This window comes from Bacillus testis, assembly GCF_001243895.1.
Taxonomy (GTDB): Bacteria; Bacillota; Bacilli; order Bacillales; family DSM-1321; genus Bacillus_AD; species Bacillus_AD testis.
Map to the genome: position 1 here is coordinate 66068 of NZ_LN851186.1, position 17965 is coordinate 84032.

18 protein-coding genes are annotated in these 17965 nt (G+C 43.6%); 4 read left to right on the plus strand and 14 right to left on the minus strand.

The window, feature by feature from the left end; translation table 11 throughout:
* Window positions 1–155: 155 nt before the first annotated feature.
* Window positions 156–1220: an extracellular solute-binding protein gene (locus BN1765_RS00825; RefSeq protein ID WP_050616640.1), complete on the minus strand. Its 1065-nt coding sequence runs from the start codon at window positions 1218–1220 to the stop codon at window positions 156–158.
* Between the two features lie 302 nt (window positions 1221–1522).
* Here BN1765_RS00825 and BN1765_RS00830 point away from each other — a divergent pair, with 302 nt between their 5' ends.
* The gene (locus BN1765_RS00830; RefSeq protein WP_050613434.1) at window positions 1523–2779 is read left to right on the plus strand and encodes a dicarboxylate/amino acid:cation symporter; all 1257 of its coding nucleotides are present in this window, start codon (window positions 1523–1525) and stop codon (window positions 2777–2779) included.
* A gap of 94 nt (window positions 2780–2873) precedes the next feature.
* On the opposite strand, the gene BN1765_RS00835 is transcribed toward BN1765_RS00830, so the two are convergent.
* Both BN1765_RS00835 and BN1765_RS00840 read right to left on the minus strand, forming a co-directional pair.
* Window positions 2874–3131, minus strand: coding sequence for a hypothetical protein (locus BN1765_RS00835; RefSeq protein WP_050613435.1), 258 nt, complete (start codon window positions 3129–3131; stop codon window positions 2874–2876).
* A gap of 104 nt (window positions 3132–3235) precedes the next feature.
* On the minus strand, window positions 3236–4324 hold the full coding sequence (locus BN1765_RS00840; RefSeq protein WP_050613436.1) for an SDR family oxidoreductase: 1089 nt from the start codon (window positions 4322–4324) through the stop codon (window positions 3236–3238).
* 221 nt (window positions 4325–4545) lie between these two features.
* Here BN1765_RS00840 and BN1765_RS00845 point away from each other — a divergent pair, with 221 nt between their 5' ends.
* Entirely contained in the window at window positions 4546–5160 is a 615-nt protein-coding gene (locus BN1765_RS00845; protein WP_050613437.1) for a DedA family protein, read from the plus strand.
* Window positions 5161–5264: 104 nt separating this feature from the next.
* Here the strand turns inward: BN1765_RS00845 and BN1765_RS00850 are convergent, their stop codons facing one another.
* Both BN1765_RS00850 and BN1765_RS00855 read right to left on the minus strand, forming a co-directional pair.
* Window positions 5265–7478: a sensor histidine kinase gene (locus BN1765_RS00850; RefSeq protein ID WP_050613438.1), complete on the minus strand. Its 2214-nt coding sequence runs from the start codon at window positions 7476–7478 to the stop codon at window positions 5265–5267.
* Window positions 7456–8151 (minus strand): response regulator transcription factor, encoded by a 696-nt coding sequence (locus BN1765_RS00855; protein ID WP_050613439.1) that lies wholly within the window; start codon window positions 8149–8151, stop codon window positions 7456–7458. Before BN1765_RS00855 ends, BN1765_RS00850 begins: the two co-directional genes overlap by 23 nt.
* A gap of 371 nt (window positions 8152–8522) precedes the next feature.
* Here BN1765_RS00855 and BN1765_RS00860 point away from each other — a divergent pair, with 371 nt between their 5' ends.
* Complete coding sequence (locus BN1765_RS00860; protein ID WP_050616641.1) at window positions 8523–9362, plus strand: formate/nitrite transporter family protein; 840 nt, start codon at window positions 8523–8525, stop codon at window positions 9360–9362.
* Window positions 9363–9404: 42 nt separating this feature from the next.
* Here the strand turns inward: BN1765_RS00860 and BN1765_RS00865 are convergent, their stop codons facing one another.
* The 8 genes from BN1765_RS00865 to BN1765_RS20695 form a co-directional block, all read right to left on the minus strand.
* Complete coding sequence (locus BN1765_RS00865) at window positions 9405–10562, minus strand: hypothetical protein (RefSeq protein ID WP_050613440.1); 1158 nt, start codon at window positions 10560–10562, stop codon at window positions 9405–9407.
* 11 nt (window positions 10563–10573) lie between these two features.
* A complete protein-coding gene (locus BN1765_RS00870) occupies window positions 10574–11374 on the minus strand; it encodes a hypothetical protein (RefSeq protein ID WP_050613441.1) in 801 nt (266 codons plus the stop codon).
* Window positions 11371–12060, minus strand: coding sequence for an ABC transporter ATP-binding protein (locus BN1765_RS00875; protein ID WP_050613442.1), 690 nt, complete (start codon window positions 12058–12060; stop codon window positions 11371–11373). Before BN1765_RS00875 ends, BN1765_RS00870 begins: the two co-directional genes overlap by 4 nt.
* A gap of 13 nt (window positions 12061–12073) precedes the next feature.
* Window positions 12074–12445: a GntR family transcriptional regulator gene (locus tag BN1765_RS00880; RefSeq protein WP_050613443.1), complete on the minus strand. Its 372-nt coding sequence runs from the start codon at window positions 12443–12445 to the stop codon at window positions 12074–12076.
* Window positions 12446–12620: 175 nt separating this feature from the next.
* Window positions 12621–13280, minus strand: a complete 660-nt coding sequence (locus BN1765_RS00885) for a YdhK family protein (RefSeq protein ID WP_050613444.1) — start codon at window positions 13278–13280, stop codon at window positions 12621–12623.
* Between the two features lie 501 nt (window positions 13281–13781).
* Complete coding sequence (locus BN1765_RS00890) at window positions 13782–14162, minus strand: RidA family protein (RefSeq protein WP_050613445.1); 381 nt, start codon at window positions 14160–14162, stop codon at window positions 13782–13784.
* Window positions 14163–14190: 28 nt separating this feature from the next.
* Complete coding sequence (locus tag BN1765_RS00895; protein WP_050613446.1) at window positions 14191–14571, minus strand: helix-turn-helix domain-containing protein; 381 nt, start codon at window positions 14569–14571, stop codon at window positions 14191–14193.
* On the minus strand, window positions 14534–14647 hold the full coding sequence (locus BN1765_RS20695) for a hypothetical protein (protein WP_390621186.1): 114 nt from the start codon (window positions 14645–14647) through the stop codon (window positions 14534–14536). Before BN1765_RS20695 ends, BN1765_RS00895 begins: the two co-directional genes overlap by 38 nt.
* Before the next feature lie 414 nt (window positions 14648–15061).
* On the opposite strand from BN1765_RS20695, the gene pepT reads away from it, so the two are divergent.
* Window positions 15062–16294 carry a peptidase T gene (gene pepT, locus BN1765_RS00900; RefSeq protein ID WP_050613447.1) on the plus strand — a complete coding sequence of 411 codons (1233 nt, stop codon included), beginning with the start codon at window positions 15062–15064 and terminating at the stop codon, window positions 16292–16294.
* A gap of 246 nt (window positions 16295–16540) precedes the next feature.
* On the opposite strand, the gene BN1765_RS00905 is transcribed toward pepT, so the two are convergent.
* Complete coding sequence (locus tag BN1765_RS00905; RefSeq protein ID WP_050613448.1) at window positions 16541–17854, minus strand: hemolysin family protein; 1314 nt, start codon at window positions 17852–17854, stop codon at window positions 16541–16543.
* Window positions 17855–17965 lie beyond the last annotated feature (111 nt).

The window sequence follows — 17965 nt, forward strand, 5'->3', positions numbered from 1 at the left end:
TGGTTGCTTTTACGAACTAGGCTTTCTATATGTAAGTAGTCAGCATGAGTAAAGTTTGCTCTAGGCTGTCCGCTTTTATCGCAGGGGTCTCCCTTGGACAAGCCAGGCTTTTAAAGCCGGGGGATGCAGCCGACACGCATCCCCCGAAGGGCTTCCTATTTTTTGCCTTTGATTTTTTGGTCCCAGTGCTGCATCCACTCAGCTTCTTTTTCAGCCATGACTTTCCAATCGATATCCAAAGGCTTCAGGTCCAATTCTTTATACCAGTCCGGCATCTTGGAAGGATCGACATCAGACCGTGTAGAGATTTGGTATAAATCGTCAGCCAATTTTTCGCGTGTTTTTAAATCGAACAAAAATTCATAGAACAGCTTAGCGTTTTTCTCGTTCTTGGCATTTTTCACGATTCCGACGGCATCTACCAGGATAGGCGCTCCGCTCTTCGGATAGACATAGTCGAAAGGCTGATTATGTTCGTTCTTCTGCAGCAGGATGTCCTGTAGATTCCAAAGTGAGATAAGGCCTTCTTGTCTTGTTATTTTCAAATAAAGATTGGTGGGATCTTGGGCGTAATCTTTGGTGTTCTTTTCCAGCTTCTTCAGCCAGTCATAGCCTTTCTCGGGAGTGTCGGCACCCTGCCGGTAAATCATAGAGGAATAAATGGTTCTCATCGTTCCCGAAGCCATGACACCGCGGATGATGATCTTATCTTTCCATTTGGAATCAAGCAGTTCATCCCAATCCTGCGGCGCTTCCTCTTTTTTCAATTTGTCGCTGTTGTACATAATCACTTCAGGCAACAGCATCTCTCCGTACCAGCGATTATCCTTGTCTTTATATTCCGGTTTGATCTGGCCATCAAAGCTCGGCTTATAGGATGCCAATAAATCTTCATCGGCAGCTGTCATCAGCGCCGATTGGGTGCCTCCCCACCAGAAATCAGCCTGAGGGTTCGATTTTTCCCCTCTGATCCGTTCGAGAATTTGCTGTGCCCCCATCGTTAATACTTCCACTTCGATATCGGGATACTTTTCATTGAACATTTTGGTTACTTGATCGACCACTGTCTGATCCCTTGCTGTGTAGATGATAAGCGGTCCGCTGTCCGTTTTGCTTTCTCCGCCGCCGCTTGGCTTTTTCTCGGTCTGTTCACTCTTGCAGCCGGTCATGACAAACAAACAAAGAACCAACAATAAAATAAGAAAATTCCTTTTCCTCAAAAACATCGAATGCCCCCCTAATTTGTTTTCATATATTGTTAAAGCAAACCGGAGATTGAACGGCCCGCTTTAAAACCTATTTGGACTTAATCGTATTTCGATAACCAAAATCTTTATATATAGGTTAATTATTACATTATTTGTATAAAAATGAATATAGACCTATTGACGGTAATTTTATCTAAAACGTCATAGGCGAGGAAGTTTGGTATATAATGATATTTTAGGAAAGTACCAGAATGCCCCTTATTGAAGGGCTCACGGTAACATTCTCTTTTTAAGTAAGGAAGGCTGGAATCATTATGAAGAAGTTTTTTGCTAATTATAAAATGACGCTTATATTGCTTCTGGGCATTATTCTGGGAGGAATTGCAGGCGTTGTTTTCGGTCCAAAAGCCGAAGTTGTCAAACCATTCGGGGACCTTTTCCTGAATCTGATGTTCATGCTGATTATACCGCTTGTATTCTTCAGCATTGCCTCAGCGATCGCTAACATGACAGAGATGAAACGCCTTGGGAAAATCATGGGCAGCATTGTGCTTGTGTTCTTTATAACAGCATCTATCTCTGCCGTCCTGGGCGTTGTCGGTGTATCAATCGTCAATCCGCTGGAGAACACCGATGTGTCGGCCATTAAGGATTTAATGGCGAATGCGGAACAAGTCGACCAACCTGAAGACATATCCTTCTTGGGCCGTGTTGTGCAAACATTCACGGTAACGGATTTCTCCATGTTGCTGTCCAAAAGCAATATGCTCCAATTGATCGTCTTTTCCATTCTATTCGGCTTGGCTACGGCCCTTTCTAAAGAGAAAGGCGAACCGATTGTCGCCTTCCTGAATTCCGGGACGGCTGTCATGATGAAAATGGTTTCGTTCATCATGTATTACGCTCCGATCGGGCTTGGCTGTTATTTTGCCACAGTCATCGGCGATTTGGGTTCTTCCATATTGGAAGGATATGCCCGCACATTCGTCTTATACTTGGTGATTTCTATTGTGTATTTCATCGGGTTCTTTACTTTGTATGCTTTCTTTGCAGGCGGCAAGCTGGGCGTATCTGTGTTCTGGAAGAATGCACTTCCGCCATCTGTTACTGCAATTGCGACCTGTTCAAGCGCTGCCTGCATTCCTATAAACCTGGCGGCTACTAAAAAGATGGGCGTAACGCCGGATATTGCTGAAACGGTTGTGCCGCTTGGCGCCAATACCCATAAAGATGGCTCTGTGATCGGCGGCGTTATGAAGGTTGTCTTCCTGTTCGCCCTGTTCGGCAAGGATATGACCTCCGTATCAAGCATCCTGAGCATCCTGGCAGTTTCCTTCTTGGTAGGAGCTGTTATGGGTGCCATCCCGGGAGGCGGAATGATCGGCGAAATGCTGATTCTAAGTGTCTTCGGCTTCCCTGCAGAAGCACTACCGATCATTGCCGTTATCTCAACGATTATTGACGTCCCTGCCACACTGCTCAATAGTACCGGAAACACGGTATGTGCAATGATGGTCACTCGATTGGTGGAAGGAAAAGACTGGCTGAAAAAAGCGATGTCGCATGCCTGATCGATCAGGACGTTTCTAACAAGCATATAGAAGAGATTGTAAAACGGTCTAAAGAGTGCTCTTTGCAGCACTCTTTTTTTTCTTTCTTATTTGTTTAAGGCTGATTCCATAATAAAGCCATCACAACATAGAAACCGATGACTAGGAGCGCAATAATAAGCAATAAAACGAATGCGGTTTTTTTCCACATTCCTTTTTCAGACACTAAAGCCAAAAATAGCGCCACTATATAGGAAATGGCCACAATCAGGAACATATGATCCGCAAAGAAGTCTACATACATCGTTAAAAATAACGAGCTTACGCCAAACAATATAACAAGGACTGATAGAAAGCCTGTGTATGTTTTCATATACACCCCCTCTCTCTGGACGTTGCCATTTTACAAAGATAGACTGTCAATTTCCTTATATCCCCAATCTATACATCTCCGTTCCGTCTGGTGCTTTTAACATGTCACTTTATCGCGACCTGATAGTGGGCATGATCCTGGTTCTCTTTATAGAAGCGCACCATCGCCGGCACCCCTTCCTTAAAATCCGGGCAGGCGATCTTGGCAGTGGCTAAATCGGCGATAGCCTGTGATGCATCAAAGTCTCCCTTCCAGGTAAAATAATCGATTGTTTCCTTTTCTGTATGCAGGAATTTGCGCATTGGCGCTAATGAAAGGCAGGCTTTGCATAAAGGCAATGGAATTGTCCCCTTAGGCTTCTTGCCGTACATTTCCACGGCAAACATTTCATAGATTTCCGTTGCTGTATACGGATGGGGATCAGTCAGATGATAGGTTTTCCCTTCGGCTGGACCGTATAGGGACAGATAAGCAACTGATTGGATAATGTAATCAATGGGTACAAGATTAATCTTTGATGCGGAACGGCCTATGTAGGGAATAACGGGCAGAAAGCGCATGGCTCTTAAGGTATTCAATATAAAATACGGGCCATCGAATTTTACTGTTTCCCCTGTAACGGAATGCCCCTTTACAATTCCCGGACGGATAATCGTCACCGGCACTTCGCTTTTCAAACCTTCCACCAATTTTTCAGCTTCGTACTTGGTTTCTTCATAATAGTTTTTGAAGGCTGGAGGGCGTATTAATTCTGTCTCCAGCAACAGCCCTTCCCGCGTGCCGGCGACATAGGCTGTGCTGAAGTAGATATAACGTTTGAGATTTTTGAGGCGGCGGACCCACTCATTGACGTTTCTTGTGCCTTCTACATTTACCAGATATGCAACATCCTTTGGGACAGCCAGGTCGTAAATCGCCGCGAGATGAAAGACATGGGTAATCTCTTCAAGAAACTCATTTTCCTCGATACCTAGGCCAGGCTTGGTAATATCGCCTGTCAGTATGCGCAGGGAACCGAAAGGAATGCCCATCTCCTTCTCGATGGCTTCAGCATCTTGTTTTGCTTTTTCAGCAAAAGCCGGCAGAACCAAGAGATTGGCCTGGAGGAAGTCAGTATCATTCTTGATCATCTCTTTGATTAACCGCGCAGCGATAAACCCGGGAAAACCGGTAAAAAAATAACTGTGCTTCATCTGAATCGCTCCTTGTGACGGACCTTTTTACTAGTTTGTATTCGCTGTCCATATGCTAAATCCTGCCTGAAAGGAATGATTACCCAGCCGTATAATTTTTCTTTTTCATTCATATGTTTAGAGAAGGACAACTTTTATGATTCGTGCTGGCGGGTAAATTTTATAAGATGGTTTTTGCCAAAAATGGACAAGCATGCTAATCAGGAAAGAAGGAATGATTCATGGAAGCTTGGATTATCAATTTAGTGGAGCAATACGGCTATATGGGTATTTTCCTGTTGATCGCCATAGAAAATATATTTCCGCCCATTCCCTCAGAAGTGATTCTTACTTTTAGCGGCTTCATGACCAACAGCACCTCGATGACCATCACCGGCGTCGTGATCATTTCCACGGCCGGTTCGGTTGCCGGGGCTATCGTTCTTTACGGGCTCGGCCGGATGCTTGATCTGCATCGATTGGAGAAAATCATTGACCGCTATGGTGCATTCCTGCGCCTGACCCACGATGACGTGGCCAAGGCTGACCGCTGGTTTCAAAGATACGGGGCTTGGACGGTCCTTTTTTGCCGGCTCATCCCTTTGGTGCGCAGTTTAATATCGATTCCGGCGGGAATGGCGCGAATGAACTTCTCTTTATTCCTCTTGTACACATCTATAGGAACCCTTGCCTGGAATACGGTATTGGTTAATCTCGGCGGGATGGTCGGCTCCAACTGGAGTGATATTGTCGCCTATATGGACGTCTTTTCGACAGCCGTTTATCTTTTGATTGCCGTTTTCCTCCTAGGATTGATTGTCTGGTATATCCGCAGGAGGCGCGGCCGGAAACAATAGCCTAACCGTGGGGAGGGCGGTGATCCTCCTCGGCGTTTATTGGACACCATTTCATCTCAACAACGTGCAAAACCGCAGCCTGGAAGCTGCGGTTTTTTGTCACATTATTTGTACAGTACAATCGTAACTTTGAACATGTCGCCGTCGACGTCGATCTCCATTTCGCCTCCATGGAGATCAATGATACTTTTGGCGATGGCCAAACCAAGGCCGGAACCTTCTGTATGGCGTGACTGGTCCCCCCTTTTAAAGCGTTCAAACAATTCATCCACATTGCCTCCAAGCTCGAATTGCGAAACATTTTTAAAGGTGATCTCCACGGAGCTCTCTTTGTTCAGCATAGATATATATACCCTTGTGTGGGGCATTGAATATTTGAGCGCATTGACAATCAGGTTATCGAAGACGCGATGGAGTTTTTGGCCATCCACCACTGCATGGATCGGTTGTTCATCCGTCTGGACTCGGAACTGCAGGCCGGATGATTCGATGCTGTCATTATGTTCAGCCAATGTTTGCTGAAGCATTTGCACAAGCTCGACATTCCGTTTCTCCAATTCGATATTGCCTGTAGCCATCTTGGATGCCTCAAACAGGTCTTCAATCAATATTTTTAGGCGTTTCGATTTGCGGTCGATAATCTCGATATAGGCTTCTCGGTCTTCTTCGCTCACATGGCCTGATTTCAAGAGATCTGTATAGGTAATAATACTCGTAAGCGGCGTGCGCAAATCATGGCTGACATTGGTGATCAGTTCAGTCTTAAGGCGCTCGCTCTTCATTTGGGCGCTCTGGGATGATTTTACTCCGTACTTGATCGTATTGATATCTTTAGCAAGAACCGCAAGCGGCGATTTCCCCGATACATCCAAATCATCTTCCTGATACCCCTTAGCTAGGCCGCTGACTGTCCGCATGATTTGGTTTAAGTTTCCGACATACCTAAAGATAATGTAAAGTGCCGGGACCCCAAATAGCAGACACAGAATAAAATAAAAGATAACGAGGTCCATGGAGCCGTTCCCATATAAGAAGACAATAATAAAGCCCATGCCCATTCCGAATACAATAGAAAGGAGTAAAAGCAGTTGAACACCGAGATGCAGATTCAAAAACGTTTTCTTCAACGCATTGAAAAACTTATAGGTAAAGGAATCCCGCCATTCCTGTTCAAAGCCCTTTTTGATTAAACAACGGATCAGTTGGACAACGGCCAGCAGGATGAAACCGACAACTGCTGTATAATAGAGAAATTTGAAGCCGAAATGCATGATAAAATCGACATTAAGCCCTGGGGCCGCCCAATAACCAGCCGGGCCCATGATGCTAAGCAACGCTATCCAAATAACCATCAGACGGATATCGGCCGGAATACGGTCAAACCAATTCAGCACCTCTCCTTTTTCCACATGCCAGAAGGCGGATTTCACGATTCCAAAAAGGCCTGCCAACGCCAGCAATAAACCGGCTGCCGCCAATACGCGGTATAAAACGGCAATGGTTTTAAATTGCTTGTATTCAGCCATGAGCGGTGATGAAGGGTCGGCATTTTGCGGCAGGCCGACGTACCCTTGGATCACCTTCGTTTCATCCTCTAAAGTGACCTCTTCCTCCGAAGACACGCCAAAATAGTAGGGATTGTTCTCCATATACATTAAAGCTTTATTCCCAACCCCGAAATCCTCCTTGAATAGCATATTTTTATCGGAGAAATAGGACTTATAATCGCCTTGTTGCTTTTGGTTCAATGAAGTATAGATTTTTCCTGTTTTCGTGTCTTGGAAAAAATACTCGAATCCATTGGCATCGGAAGGAAACGTTTCCTTTATGTTTCTGATTTGCTTCATCGCATCAGCCAGCTGATTTTCTCGTTTCACGATGATTTTTTTCTTCACATGCTCATCGCTCGTAAAATTTAAGGAAATATCCTTCAGTTTTTCATCCCGTTCTTTCCGGTACATATCCGCCAGACTCTTATCGCCTGCATCCTCGGCATCCGCTATTTTGGGCGAATACTGGTCTCTGATGCTCTGCAACTGTTCAGGCATATCACCGTATTCATAGCGGTGCTGGTTGATATCGTCTTCTGTCACAACAATCCGCTTGTTCAACTTTTCCTGGTCAAAGTCGCCAAGTACAGCCAGCTTTAGGCGGTCCATATAGTTGCTGTACTGGGTTGTGAATGAGTTTGTTCTAAAATAATCCCCTCTCAGGTTACCGGGTTCTGAGTGGAGAATCGTAAGCAAGATGGCCAAACCGACTGCCAGGCAGACCGCCGACCACCAAAAAAGTCTATTATTTTTCCATTTTGTAGCCAATTCCCCATACCACCTTTAAAAACCTTGGATTCTTAGGATCAATTTCAATTTTCTCTCTGATTTTCCGGATATGGACAGCCACCGTATTTTCGGCATTATAACCAGGCTCATTCCAGACCAATTCATATATTTCATGAATGGAGAAAACCCGTCCGGCATTCTTCATCAACAGCTCGACAATCCGGTATTCAATCGGCGTCAGCTTTACAGCCTCGCCATTAACAGCTACTTGTTTGGCGTCTTCGTCCAGCGTAAGCCCATGAAGATCAATTTGTTTCTTAGCGCCTTCATAGGTCCCAAGCGTCACATATCTGCGCAGCTGGGATTTAACGCGCGCAATCAGCTCCAAGGGATTAAACGGCTTAGTCACATAATCGTCAGCGCCAATCTGCAATCCCAGCACCTTATCGGTATCTTCACTTTTCGCACTTAATATGATAATGGGAATGTTCTTGTTTTCCCGGATTTTAAATGTAGTCGCAATTCCATCCATCCTCGGCATCATCACGTCCAACAGAATAAGGTGGATGGTATGTTCATTCAACATCTCGAGCGCCTCCATTCCATCGGCGGCTTTGAAGACTGTAATGCCTTCGTTTTTTAAATAGATTTCAATTCCATCGCGGATATCTTGATCATCGTCAACGACCAATACATTAAATGATGTAGTCATTCTTCGATCCCCCCTTTAAAAGCAAGTATACATGACCATCTGGCACTTATTAATAATATAACCGGCAAATCTTAACACAACCTATGGAGAAATCTTAAGAATTTCTTAAAATGAATCATTCTATTTGAAAACGCTTTCTAAATGACACAATTTTGTCAAGTTGAAAGCGGTGGTAATTTCATCCTGACCCTTTCTGCCAAAAGGTTTAAGTGGTAAGATAAAGTGTAGTTTTTAAGGTTTTAGCCATCATTTGTACATTTTATTGTGAAATGTGTAACAAATTATGCTCACTATTTCACATCGTATCGTCACATATTTTTTTTGCAGGTGGTAACACTAAATACTAAATAAGATTGGAAGCGAGCGTTATTATGGAAAATCAAGCATTACGCGAAGTCGAAGCTTGCGCTTTGAAAAAGCAAAAAATATTTAACCAAAGCCTCTTACGCTATATCCTACGTGCTGTGCTGGCCAGTGCCTTTATCGGATTTGGCGTCATCATCGCCTTTAAAACAGGCAACCTGTTCTACGCGGAACACAACCCTATGGCCTATCCGATGGCTGCACTAACATTCGGCGCAGCGATTATTATGATTTGGTATGCCGGCGGAGACTTATTTACCGGCAACACGTTTTATTTCACCTATGCTGCCCTCCACGGAAAAATGAAATGGCCACAAGTGCTGCAAATGTGGCTGGCAACATATGGCGGTAACTTAGTGGGCGCCATTGCCTTTGCTTTCTTCATTGCCGCTACAGGGCTATTCGAGGATCATTCAGTCAATGGATTCCTAATGAGTGTGGCTGAAAAGAAAATGAACGCACCGACAATGGAACTGTTTTTCCGTTCTATTCTGTGTAACTGGCTTGTATGCATGGCCTTCTTCGTTCCAATGAACCTTAAAGGCGATGGACCGAAGATATTCACGATGATTTTATTGGTATTCGGATTCTTCATTTCCGGATATGAGCACAGCATCGCCAACATGAGTACATTTGCTGTCGCTTTAGTATCACCGCATCCTGAAACGATTTCTTTTGCAGGTGCAGTCCACAATATCATCCCGGTAACAATCGGTAATATCATCGGGGGCGCCGTGTTCATGGGTATGCTCTACTTCTATTTGAATAAACCGTTCTTCAAGGATGAAGAAATCGAAGTAGCTGAAGACGGACAAGTTGTCCCATTCGATAAAGCGCAAGAAAAATAATATAGCAATAAGCTCACTGCCGAAGCAGTGAGCTTTTCTTTTTTACCGGATTTGCATTTCATGGATAAATATATCCATATTGTATGGAAGCACTATTTGCCCCATATAAAGTTCTGAGCCGGACGCTATATCGATAATGGATAAAGTTGTCTTTTTATTATCCATGCTGGTGCTGACTGCATAGATCTTTCCGTCTTTTACGATTGGCGAAATACTATTTGTATTTAATAGCCCAGGCACTTTTTTTATTTGCTTCGTGGCAGTGTCGAAGAAAACCAAGCCAAACGATTTTTTGTCCTGGTAGATTAAATAACGTTCCGAATACTCTACGTGGTTTTCAGCTTCTGTACCGGTTAACCGAATCATTTGCTCCACTTGCCCACTGCCCATGTTAACGCGCAAGATCGACCGTCCTTTTACTTCTACTTGGGTCAATTCATCATCTACTTCTGTACGCTGTTCCTCTGTCCAAGAGAAAAAGATCGATTCAGGGTCCGTTTTCTCCCCGTAATAAGAACTTGGCGTTGTATCCAGTTCTCTAGTCAATTGGCCCGCTCGTTTGCGGTCATTAAATAACCGTGTTGATTCTTTCACTTGGCTGCTATTCAGGTCAATGGTCAACCTGTAGAGATTCCAGTCTTTGCTGTCAGACGAACGGATGAGCAGCCGTAAGATGTTTCCTTCCGTCTCCATATAGGCTATATTCGCCTGCTTTTGCTTCGATAGCCCTGACGGCAATTGAATGAAGACTTGTTTTTCTTTCATGCTGTCTTTATCAAGGATACTAACATGCAGTTGCTTGCTTTTTTCCATATCGATAGGATGGGCGTACAATAGCCACTTTCCAGTTTCATCGAAGGCCGACTCGTCCCGCTTTTCTCTCATGAAAGAGGGATATTTACGGATCCGTTCCTCCATTTTACCGTTTCCATCTCCATCCCATACGCCAAATGCCCTTTTAAAAGCCGTTATAGGCTGGATGTTGGACCCTTTATCGTCCACTTCCACCATATGATTGCTGCGATTGATTGTGAGATTCCCTTTAAGGCGAACATCCTTTGCCAACTCTTGGTCGCCGCTTACCCTTTCAAGGGCTATCTGGCTGTATTCTTTGCGTTCGGCATGTTCCTGGATATAATAAACCAGCAAAGCCGCAATAGGTACAATCGCAGCCAATACTGTAAACAAATACCGTTTCATTCCGCTCCCCCCTATACCGCTATTTTTTTATTTATGACATACGCACTGAGCGCTATTGCCGACAGCACAATCAATGCCCAGCTGATACTGAATATAACGGCATATTCCTTGGCGTAAAGAGGAATGATCATGTTGTTAATCAAAGTAGGCAACAGGACGAATAATAGACAAACAAAACCATATAGAACAGCAGCTGCAATGCCGGCAATCCCGTAGCTTCTTTCCAGGAGAATCATGCAAAACAGGACAAGTACACTCGTGATCCCCACTCCATAATAAAAAAGAAAGGTGCTGCCATTCACTGGAATCAATATATAAAGCAGCGGATCGCTCCCTATCCAGCTCCGAAAATTCCCCGGCATCGTTCCAGCCGCAGGCATTATCATGCTAAAAATACCCTTAAAAACAGGATATAGCGCCATTTGGACAACCACGGAACAAAAAATATACAACAGGATGCTCACAAGCTTGGCAAAATAAATATTCATTCGATTCCCCGGCAGCAAAAGAAGCTGATAAGCAAAGGTATTTTTTCCGAACCATTCTCGATACCAGGTCAAAAAGACATAAATCAATAAGCTGACGATAATGAGTGCAATCGGAAAATAAAAGAAGAGGCTTTGCGTCACTCCTTCCAATCCAATGCGGTCAATGGAGTACCCTTTTCTAACCGCTTCCTTCCATGAATGCGCATGGCTGAAAGAGCTTATTGTGACAACCAACAGCTGGACAATCATCATCAAGCCCAGTAAAGAAGCGAATAATTTCCAAATACGCTTCATCTCGAAATCCACTAATTTCAGGAATGTCATTTACCATGCACCTCCCGCAGCTTATCGACAACCGATTTGCCTTCTTCAACACGCACCTGCTCTGTATAGAAATCTTCCACAATCCTTCCTCTATCCAAGATGACCACACGATCTAGCAGATGCTCCACTTCATCGATTTCATGGGTGGTCAGCAGGATCCCGCGGCCTTCCATATACGGAGATGAAAACAAATCCCTTATTTTCTCTTTGGCGAACATGTCAATCCCTGAGAAAGGTTCATCCATCAGCACATAATCACTATTGAAGGAAAGCCCGAGCAATAAGTTCAACTTAGAAGCGTTTCCCTTTGATAAATGATGTATCTTGTCTCCATATGAAAGGTTAAAATAATCCATTAACTCTTCTGCCCGTTCATCGTTCCATGTTGGATAAAAATCAATCATAAATTGAAACGCTTGTTTGATCGTCATCCCGGAAGGCATCGTCAAATGATCGGGGACAAGCGAAACATTGGCGCCGCGTTCCTTCTTGACACTGATTCCATCAACCGTAATGTCGCCTTCCTTAAAAGGGATTAATCCCATCACTGCCTTCATAGTCGTTGATTTTCCGGTTCCATTCACCCCGATCAAGCAGGTGATTTCCCCTTTTTTAACGGTAAAAGAAACATCTTTCAACACTTGTTTGAGTCTGTACTTCTTGGATAACCCTTTAATTTCTATCAATCCCCATCTCCCCTTATCCTTGCGCGTATGATTCCTTCACAGCACGCACCACTTCTTCAACCGGTACGTTGATTTTCTTCATGGTCTCAATATAGGCCGTTGTTGCTTCATTGATCAGCTGCATCCTGATGCTTTGCAAGACTTGTTCATCCTGTGTGATGGTGCTGGGAAAATTCCGCTCTGTTTTAATCAAACCAAGATCCTCCATTTCTTTATACGCTTTCTGGACCGTGTTCGGGTTGATGTTCAGCATGACCGCCAGCTCTCTCCGTGACGGCACTTCTTCCCCCGCCTTTAAAGCGCCGGTAGCCATTTGCTGTTTGAAGTGCATGATCACTTGCATATAGATTGGCTCTCTGTTGTTTAGTTCCAGCTTCACGTGCATTCCTCCTCTGCTTGAGGTGTGTATGACGTTGTTCATACACTGTATGGGTGTATTATTACATCCATACACCAAAACAGTCAACCATATTTTTCAAATAGAGCAATAAATATCCTTTTAATAAAATTGAAAAAGGCCTTACCCTTTAGTGGATAAGACCTTTTCTTTACCGTATTCTTTATTTAGCAGCTTCTAGTTCACTTTCAACAAGCCACTTATGATTTTTCACTTTGTCACCGCCGGTTGTCGGTTGGTAATCTACCATATAGACAGTTGTATCTTCTGAAGACACAACATTTGCTTTTGCGCCCTCCATGCCTTTCATATGGTTAGCATCAATTGTCACTTCTGTACCTTTTTCTAGTTTTTTGTCACCGGCATCCTTCAATTCCTGCTGGATGATCCATTTATGGTTCTTCACTTCATCGCCTCCGTCAGTCGGCTTGTAGTCCAACATATAAGCAGTTGTATCGTAAGCCCCCACTACAGTTGCTTCAGCGTTTTTCATTCCTTTCATGTGGTCGGCTTTAATAATAACCTTGCTTCCAACCTCATACTTAGGATTTTCCGCTTTCGTTAAGCCTTCCGGCACGTTTCCTGAATCATCGTGCATCTCCATGCCATCCATATTCTCATTATCCTCTGTATCCTCTGCGTCATTTTCATCTTTGTTGTTATCTTCTGTTTCAGTCGCATTATCATCATTCTTGTCTGCTTGTTCAGTCGTTTGATCCTTGTTATTGTCTTTGTCATTACCATCATCGTTTCCGTTACAAGCAGCCAATGCGAATACGAGTAGCAATGAAAATAGTGCAGCGAGAAATTTTTTGTTCTTCAATGATATACCCTCCGTTATTCTGCTATATTTTTGTAACCACTCAGTAAATAGCCTTAACCGCTCGCTTTCAAACAATTTTTTTAGAAATTCCTTAAAAACCGCACACTTTACGTATAACTTAAAACGTATTCGTCACAATATGAAGAAGTTTGAAATCATCTGTCCGATTCGGTCGAGCGAAACGTAGGGGCAAAAGCAACAAAAGGACAGCGCATATGTCCAAATGAACTGCAACACAACTTTAAACAAGGGGTGGCTGGGAACGTATTATTGACGGAGTGAAGAAAATGGGGTTAGGGCATTCGATGTCATGTTGAGGATCCTGCCCTACAAAGATCTTTCTTTGATCATTTTAGTGAAACAGGAAATAAAGAGTTATACGATTTATAACAATCATGATTGGTCAATGGAACGTGAAAAAGCTGCTGCCTGCAACATGCAGACAGCAGCTTCAAGAAGTTGCCTAGTTTTTTTCAAAACGTTCTTTACAAAGGCTATGCCTTATTTAGTTACTGCAATCACTTCTACTTCACAAAGAACGCCTTTAGGCAATTCACGGACAGCTACGCATGAACGGGCTGGTTTATGTTCTGAGAAGTATTCGCCGTATACAGCATTGAATGCGGCAAAATCATTCATATCGACAATAAAGCAAGTTGTTTTCACTACTTGTTCAAGAGAAGAACCTGCTTCGGCAAGTACAGCTTTCACGTTTTCCATGACCTGCTTCGCTTGTTCAGAGACGCCGCCTTCCACTACTTCTCCAGTCGCCGGATTAATAGGGATTTGCCCTGAAGCATATAGCATGTTTCCTACTTTAATTCCTTGGCAATATGGCCCGATTGCAGCTGGTGCATTTGTTGTATTGATCACTTCTAACATTTGTTCAGCACTCCTTCATCATCATTTTTTATTTTTCATCTTTAGCTTGTAGGTTGCGAAGATGTAAATATACGGTGTGTTTCGTGATTTTCAAGGCTTTCGCAACAATGGCGGCCGCGTCTCTCATCTGGAAAACGCCGCGCCCATGCAGGAAGCCGATAATCTGTTTATTGCGGTCCGCATGTGAAACGGGCGAAGAATCCACTTCCTGGATGGTTGCCTGAATGATGACATTCATCATTTCTTCCACATTGTTAGCGAAATATTCATGTTGCCTTGAATGGATTGCTTCTCTCGGAGAAAAAATACTCATCACTTCACTGAATGGCCTGTCTACATTTATATTAATACATAATAAGCCAATAATGTTCTTATTTTCTCCATAAATAACCATTGTCGTTGATTTCATAAGCTGATTTTTGCTTATTTCGGGTAAAGTAGCTTAAGTATTCCTGATCTTCTTTGCTGTTTATTTCCTTCAACATCTGCAAGGCCAAATTGGTGATCGGTGCACCGACTTCCCGATAGGAACTAAAATTTGTTGATCGGTTTTCGTCAATCGCACTTGTTCCGCCACTTCACCCTCTTTTCTGTGCTTTATCCGCATTATGTATCTAAACAATCGTTGATTCACTTAACTATCGTTGAGTATAGTTTTTCATGAAATATATTACAATAATAATAAATTGGAAATGATAAGATACTGTCCATTCACTTTTTGCTCCTTTCATTGTAAAGTATTCTCTATAAAATGATTTACCATTAGCAGCCATGGTAAAATAAAAGAAGAATCATCTTCTGCATTAGCCTAAGGGCATTTTACAGACTGATCACCGATTATGAAGAAGGAAGCAAAAGCCGCTTTTCATAATCATTATCTAAAAAGGAGTGTTGCCATAATGAAAAAGGAATTGGTAGACCGCTTTATTACATATGTAAAAATTGACACGCAATCTGATGCAAGCAGCCCCACAACTCCGTCCACTCAGAAACAGTTCGACCTCGCCAATAAGCTGGTTGAAGAACTGAAACAGATGGGCATGGAAGACGTTACAATCGATGAACATGCATACGTAATGGCTACATTGCCGGCCAACAGCAGTAAAGAGCTTCCGACAATCGGTTTCCTGGCGCATATCGATACAGCTACTGATATGACCGGCGCCAATGTAAACCCGCAAATCTGGGAAAATTACGATGGTGGAGACATTGTTTTAAACGAAAAGTTGAACGTAATCCTTTCGCCAAAAGAATTCCCTGAATTATCTGGCTATAAAGGGCACACACTGATTACCACGGATGGAACCACACTGCTCGGAGCCGATGACAAAGCAGGCATGGCAGAAATCATGACAGCGATGGATTACCTGATCAAGCATCCGGAAATCAAGCACGGCAAAGTCCGCGTAGCATTCACGCCTGACGAAGAAATCGGCCGCGGCCCCCACAAATTCGATGTGGAAGCCTTCAACGCTGATTATGCCTACACGATGGACGGAGGCCCGCTTGGAGAACTTCAATATGAAAGCTTCAACGCAGCCGGTGTCCAAGTAACGATCAAGGGCAAGAACGTCCATCCGGGAACAGCCAAAAACAAAATGATCAATGCAAACAAAATCGCCATTGAGTTCAACAGCAAATTTCCGGAACAAGAAGCTCCTGAATACACAGAGGGCTATGAAGGCTTCTACCACCTTCTGTCCATCGAAGGCACAGTCGAAGAGACAAAAATGAGCTACATCATCCGCGACCATGACATGGATACATTCAAGGAGAGAAAAGCCTTTATGGCGAAAGTTGCGGCAGACATGCAGGAGAAATACGGAAAAGACCGCATCATCCTCGACATGAATGACCAATATTACAATATGGGCGAAAAGATTAAACCAGTGAAACACATTGTCGATATCGCCTATGAAGCCATGAAGAACCTGGACATCGAACCGGTTATCGAACCAATCCGCGGCGGCACCGACGGCTCGCAGTTATCCTATATGGGCCTTCCGACACCGAATATCTTCACCGGCGGCGAAAACTACCACGGCAAATACGAATACGCGTCCGTGGACAATATGCTTAAAGCAACACAGGTCATCATTAAAATCCTGAAATTGACCGAGCAAAGAGGATAAAGCCCAGCCTATTTTAAATGAAAACAAAAAACAAGATTGTTAAACCCTCCATTAAATATTGAAAAAATAAAAAGGATAGATAGAGATTGAATCCGTTCGCTCTATCTATCCTTTTTTATGTCACAGCTTGAGGCGAGTTTTCATCATTTTTTAACAGATGGAGAAAGTAGGTGAAAATCTGGTGGCTTGCAAATGGCCAACTTTTTATTTCAACAACGTGAGAAGAGACAGCACGTAGCTGTCTCTTCAACTTTGGCTTTCGTTATCGAAAAGAGGCGAAATGAGCACTTGGTCGATCCGCTTTCCGTCCAAGTCAACCACTTCAAACGAATACCCATGGCACTCGACCCGGCTGCCTTTCTCCGGAAAGCCGCCCAACAGGTAAATTAAGAGACCAGCGACCGTATGATAGGAGGAATGTTCTTCTCCAGGGAAATCTTCCTTCAGGCCCAATGCCCTCTTTAAATCATCGATATGCAGCAGCCCATCCGCTAAATAGGTGCCGTCGTACCGCTCCACCAATTCCGGATGTTCCTCTTCCACCACAATTTCCCCGACAATGGCTTCAAGGATATCAAATAGGGTGATAATCCCGAGAAAGCCACCATATTCATCCAGCACAAATGCAATCTCACTACCGTTCTTTTGCATGCCTTGAAGCACTACACCAGCATCTGCGGACTTTGGAACAATCAAAGGCTGCCTCAATAATTCCAAAATGCGCCCTTTCTCTAAGCTTGGCCATTCAACCAAAAGATCCCGCACTTCAATATAACCAGCATAATCATCTAAACTGCCTCTGCCGACAGGAAGCTTATTATGCTTACTGGACCTGAGAAGATCAGCGATTTCTTCCGGCGAATCCTCCAAATCAATCCAATCAAGAGTCGTCCGCGGCTGCATCAGCTCAAACGCAAATTGGTCATGGAAAGCAAAAACACGCTCAACCTGCTGTACTTCATCTTCCTCAAACGATCCTTCTTGGGCTCCTTTTGAAAGTAATTGCTTTAACTCCAGTTCTGTTTCCTCGCTGGAATGCTCCTGCTTCAAACCGAGGAACCGAAAGATAAATAAAGTCGATTTAGATAGAATCCAAATAAACGGCCGCATCAATTTAGCGAAAGCATCCATGGCGGAAATGACGGCCATAGAAACCCGTTCGGGAGCGATAATCGCAATCCTTTTCGGGACCAATTCACCGGCGATCAGAGATAGATAAGTGATTAGCGACACAATGGCAATATAACTCAGAGACTCGGCCAGCTCTCTATTCATCCCCCATCCGTTCAAGATGCCGGCAATAGGATCGGATAATCGTGCGCCTCCAAAAGCGCCGTTGATAATCCCGATTAATGTAATGCCAACCTGGACGGTGGAAAGGAGATCGGTTGGATTCCCTGCATAATGGAGCGCCAACCGTGCTCTGTTTTTTCCCTGTTCAGCCTCCATCTTTAATTTGGCCGGATTGGCGGATATTAAGGCCAATTCAGTCATGGCAAAAAGGCCATTCAAGAAAATGAGCAGCAGGACAATCAAAAAATCAGATAACCAGGAAGACACGAAGTATTCACCACCTTCTACATGCACATTTATATCTATCTGTATTTCCAATTAATTTTTAAAAATAGGGATCAATTACTATTCTAGTATATAATCAAAATGAAATTGTGA

Coding starts and splice junctions, on each gene's coding strand:
- BN1765_RS00830 (WP_050613434.1), top strand. CDS start 1,523: ATGAAGAAGTTTTTTGCTAATTATAAAATGACGCTTATATTGCTTCTG.
- BN1765_RS00835 (WP_050613435.1), bottom strand. CDS start 3,131: ATGAAAACATACACAGGCTTTCTATCAGTCCTTGTTATATTGTTTGGC.
- BN1765_RS00840 (WP_050613436.1), bottom strand. CDS start 4,324: ATGAAGCACAGTTATTTTTTTACCGGTTTTCCCGGGTTTATCGCTGCG.
- BN1765_RS00845 (WP_050613437.1), top strand. CDS start 4,546: ATGGAAGCTTGGATTATCAATTTAGTGGAGCAATACGGCTATATGGGT.
- BN1765_RS00855 (WP_050613439.1), bottom strand. CDS start 8,151: ATGACTACATCATTTAATGTATTGGTCGTTGACGATGATCAAGATATC.
- BN1765_RS00860 (WP_050616641.1), top strand. CDS start 8,523: ATGGAAAATCAAGCATTACGCGAAGTCGAAGCTTGCGCTTTGAAAAAG.
- BN1765_RS00865 (WP_050613440.1), bottom strand. CDS start 10,562: ATGAAACGGTATTTGTTTACAGTATTGGCTGCGATTGTACCTATTGCG.
- BN1765_RS00870 (WP_050613441.1), bottom strand. CDS start 11,374: ATGACATTCCTGAAATTAGTGGATTTCGAGATGAAGCGTATTTGGAAA.
- BN1765_RS00880 (WP_050613443.1), bottom strand. CDS start 12,445: ATGCACGTGAAGCTGGAACTAAACAACAGAGAGCCAATCTATATGCAA.
- BN1765_RS00890 (WP_050613445.1), bottom strand. CDS start 14,162: ATGTTAGAAGTGATCAATACAACAAATGCACCAGCTGCAATCGGGCCA.
- BN1765_RS00895 (WP_050613446.1), bottom strand. CDS start 14,571: ATGAAATCAACGACAATGGTTATTTATGGAGAAAATAAGAACATTATT.
- BN1765_RS20695 (WP_390621186.1), bottom strand. CDS start 14,647: ATGTTGAAGGAAATAAACAGCAAAGAAGATCAGGAATACTTAAGCTAC.
- pepT (WP_050613447.1), top strand. CDS start 15,062: ATGAAAAAGGAATTGGTAGACCGCTTTATTACATATGTAAAAATTGAC.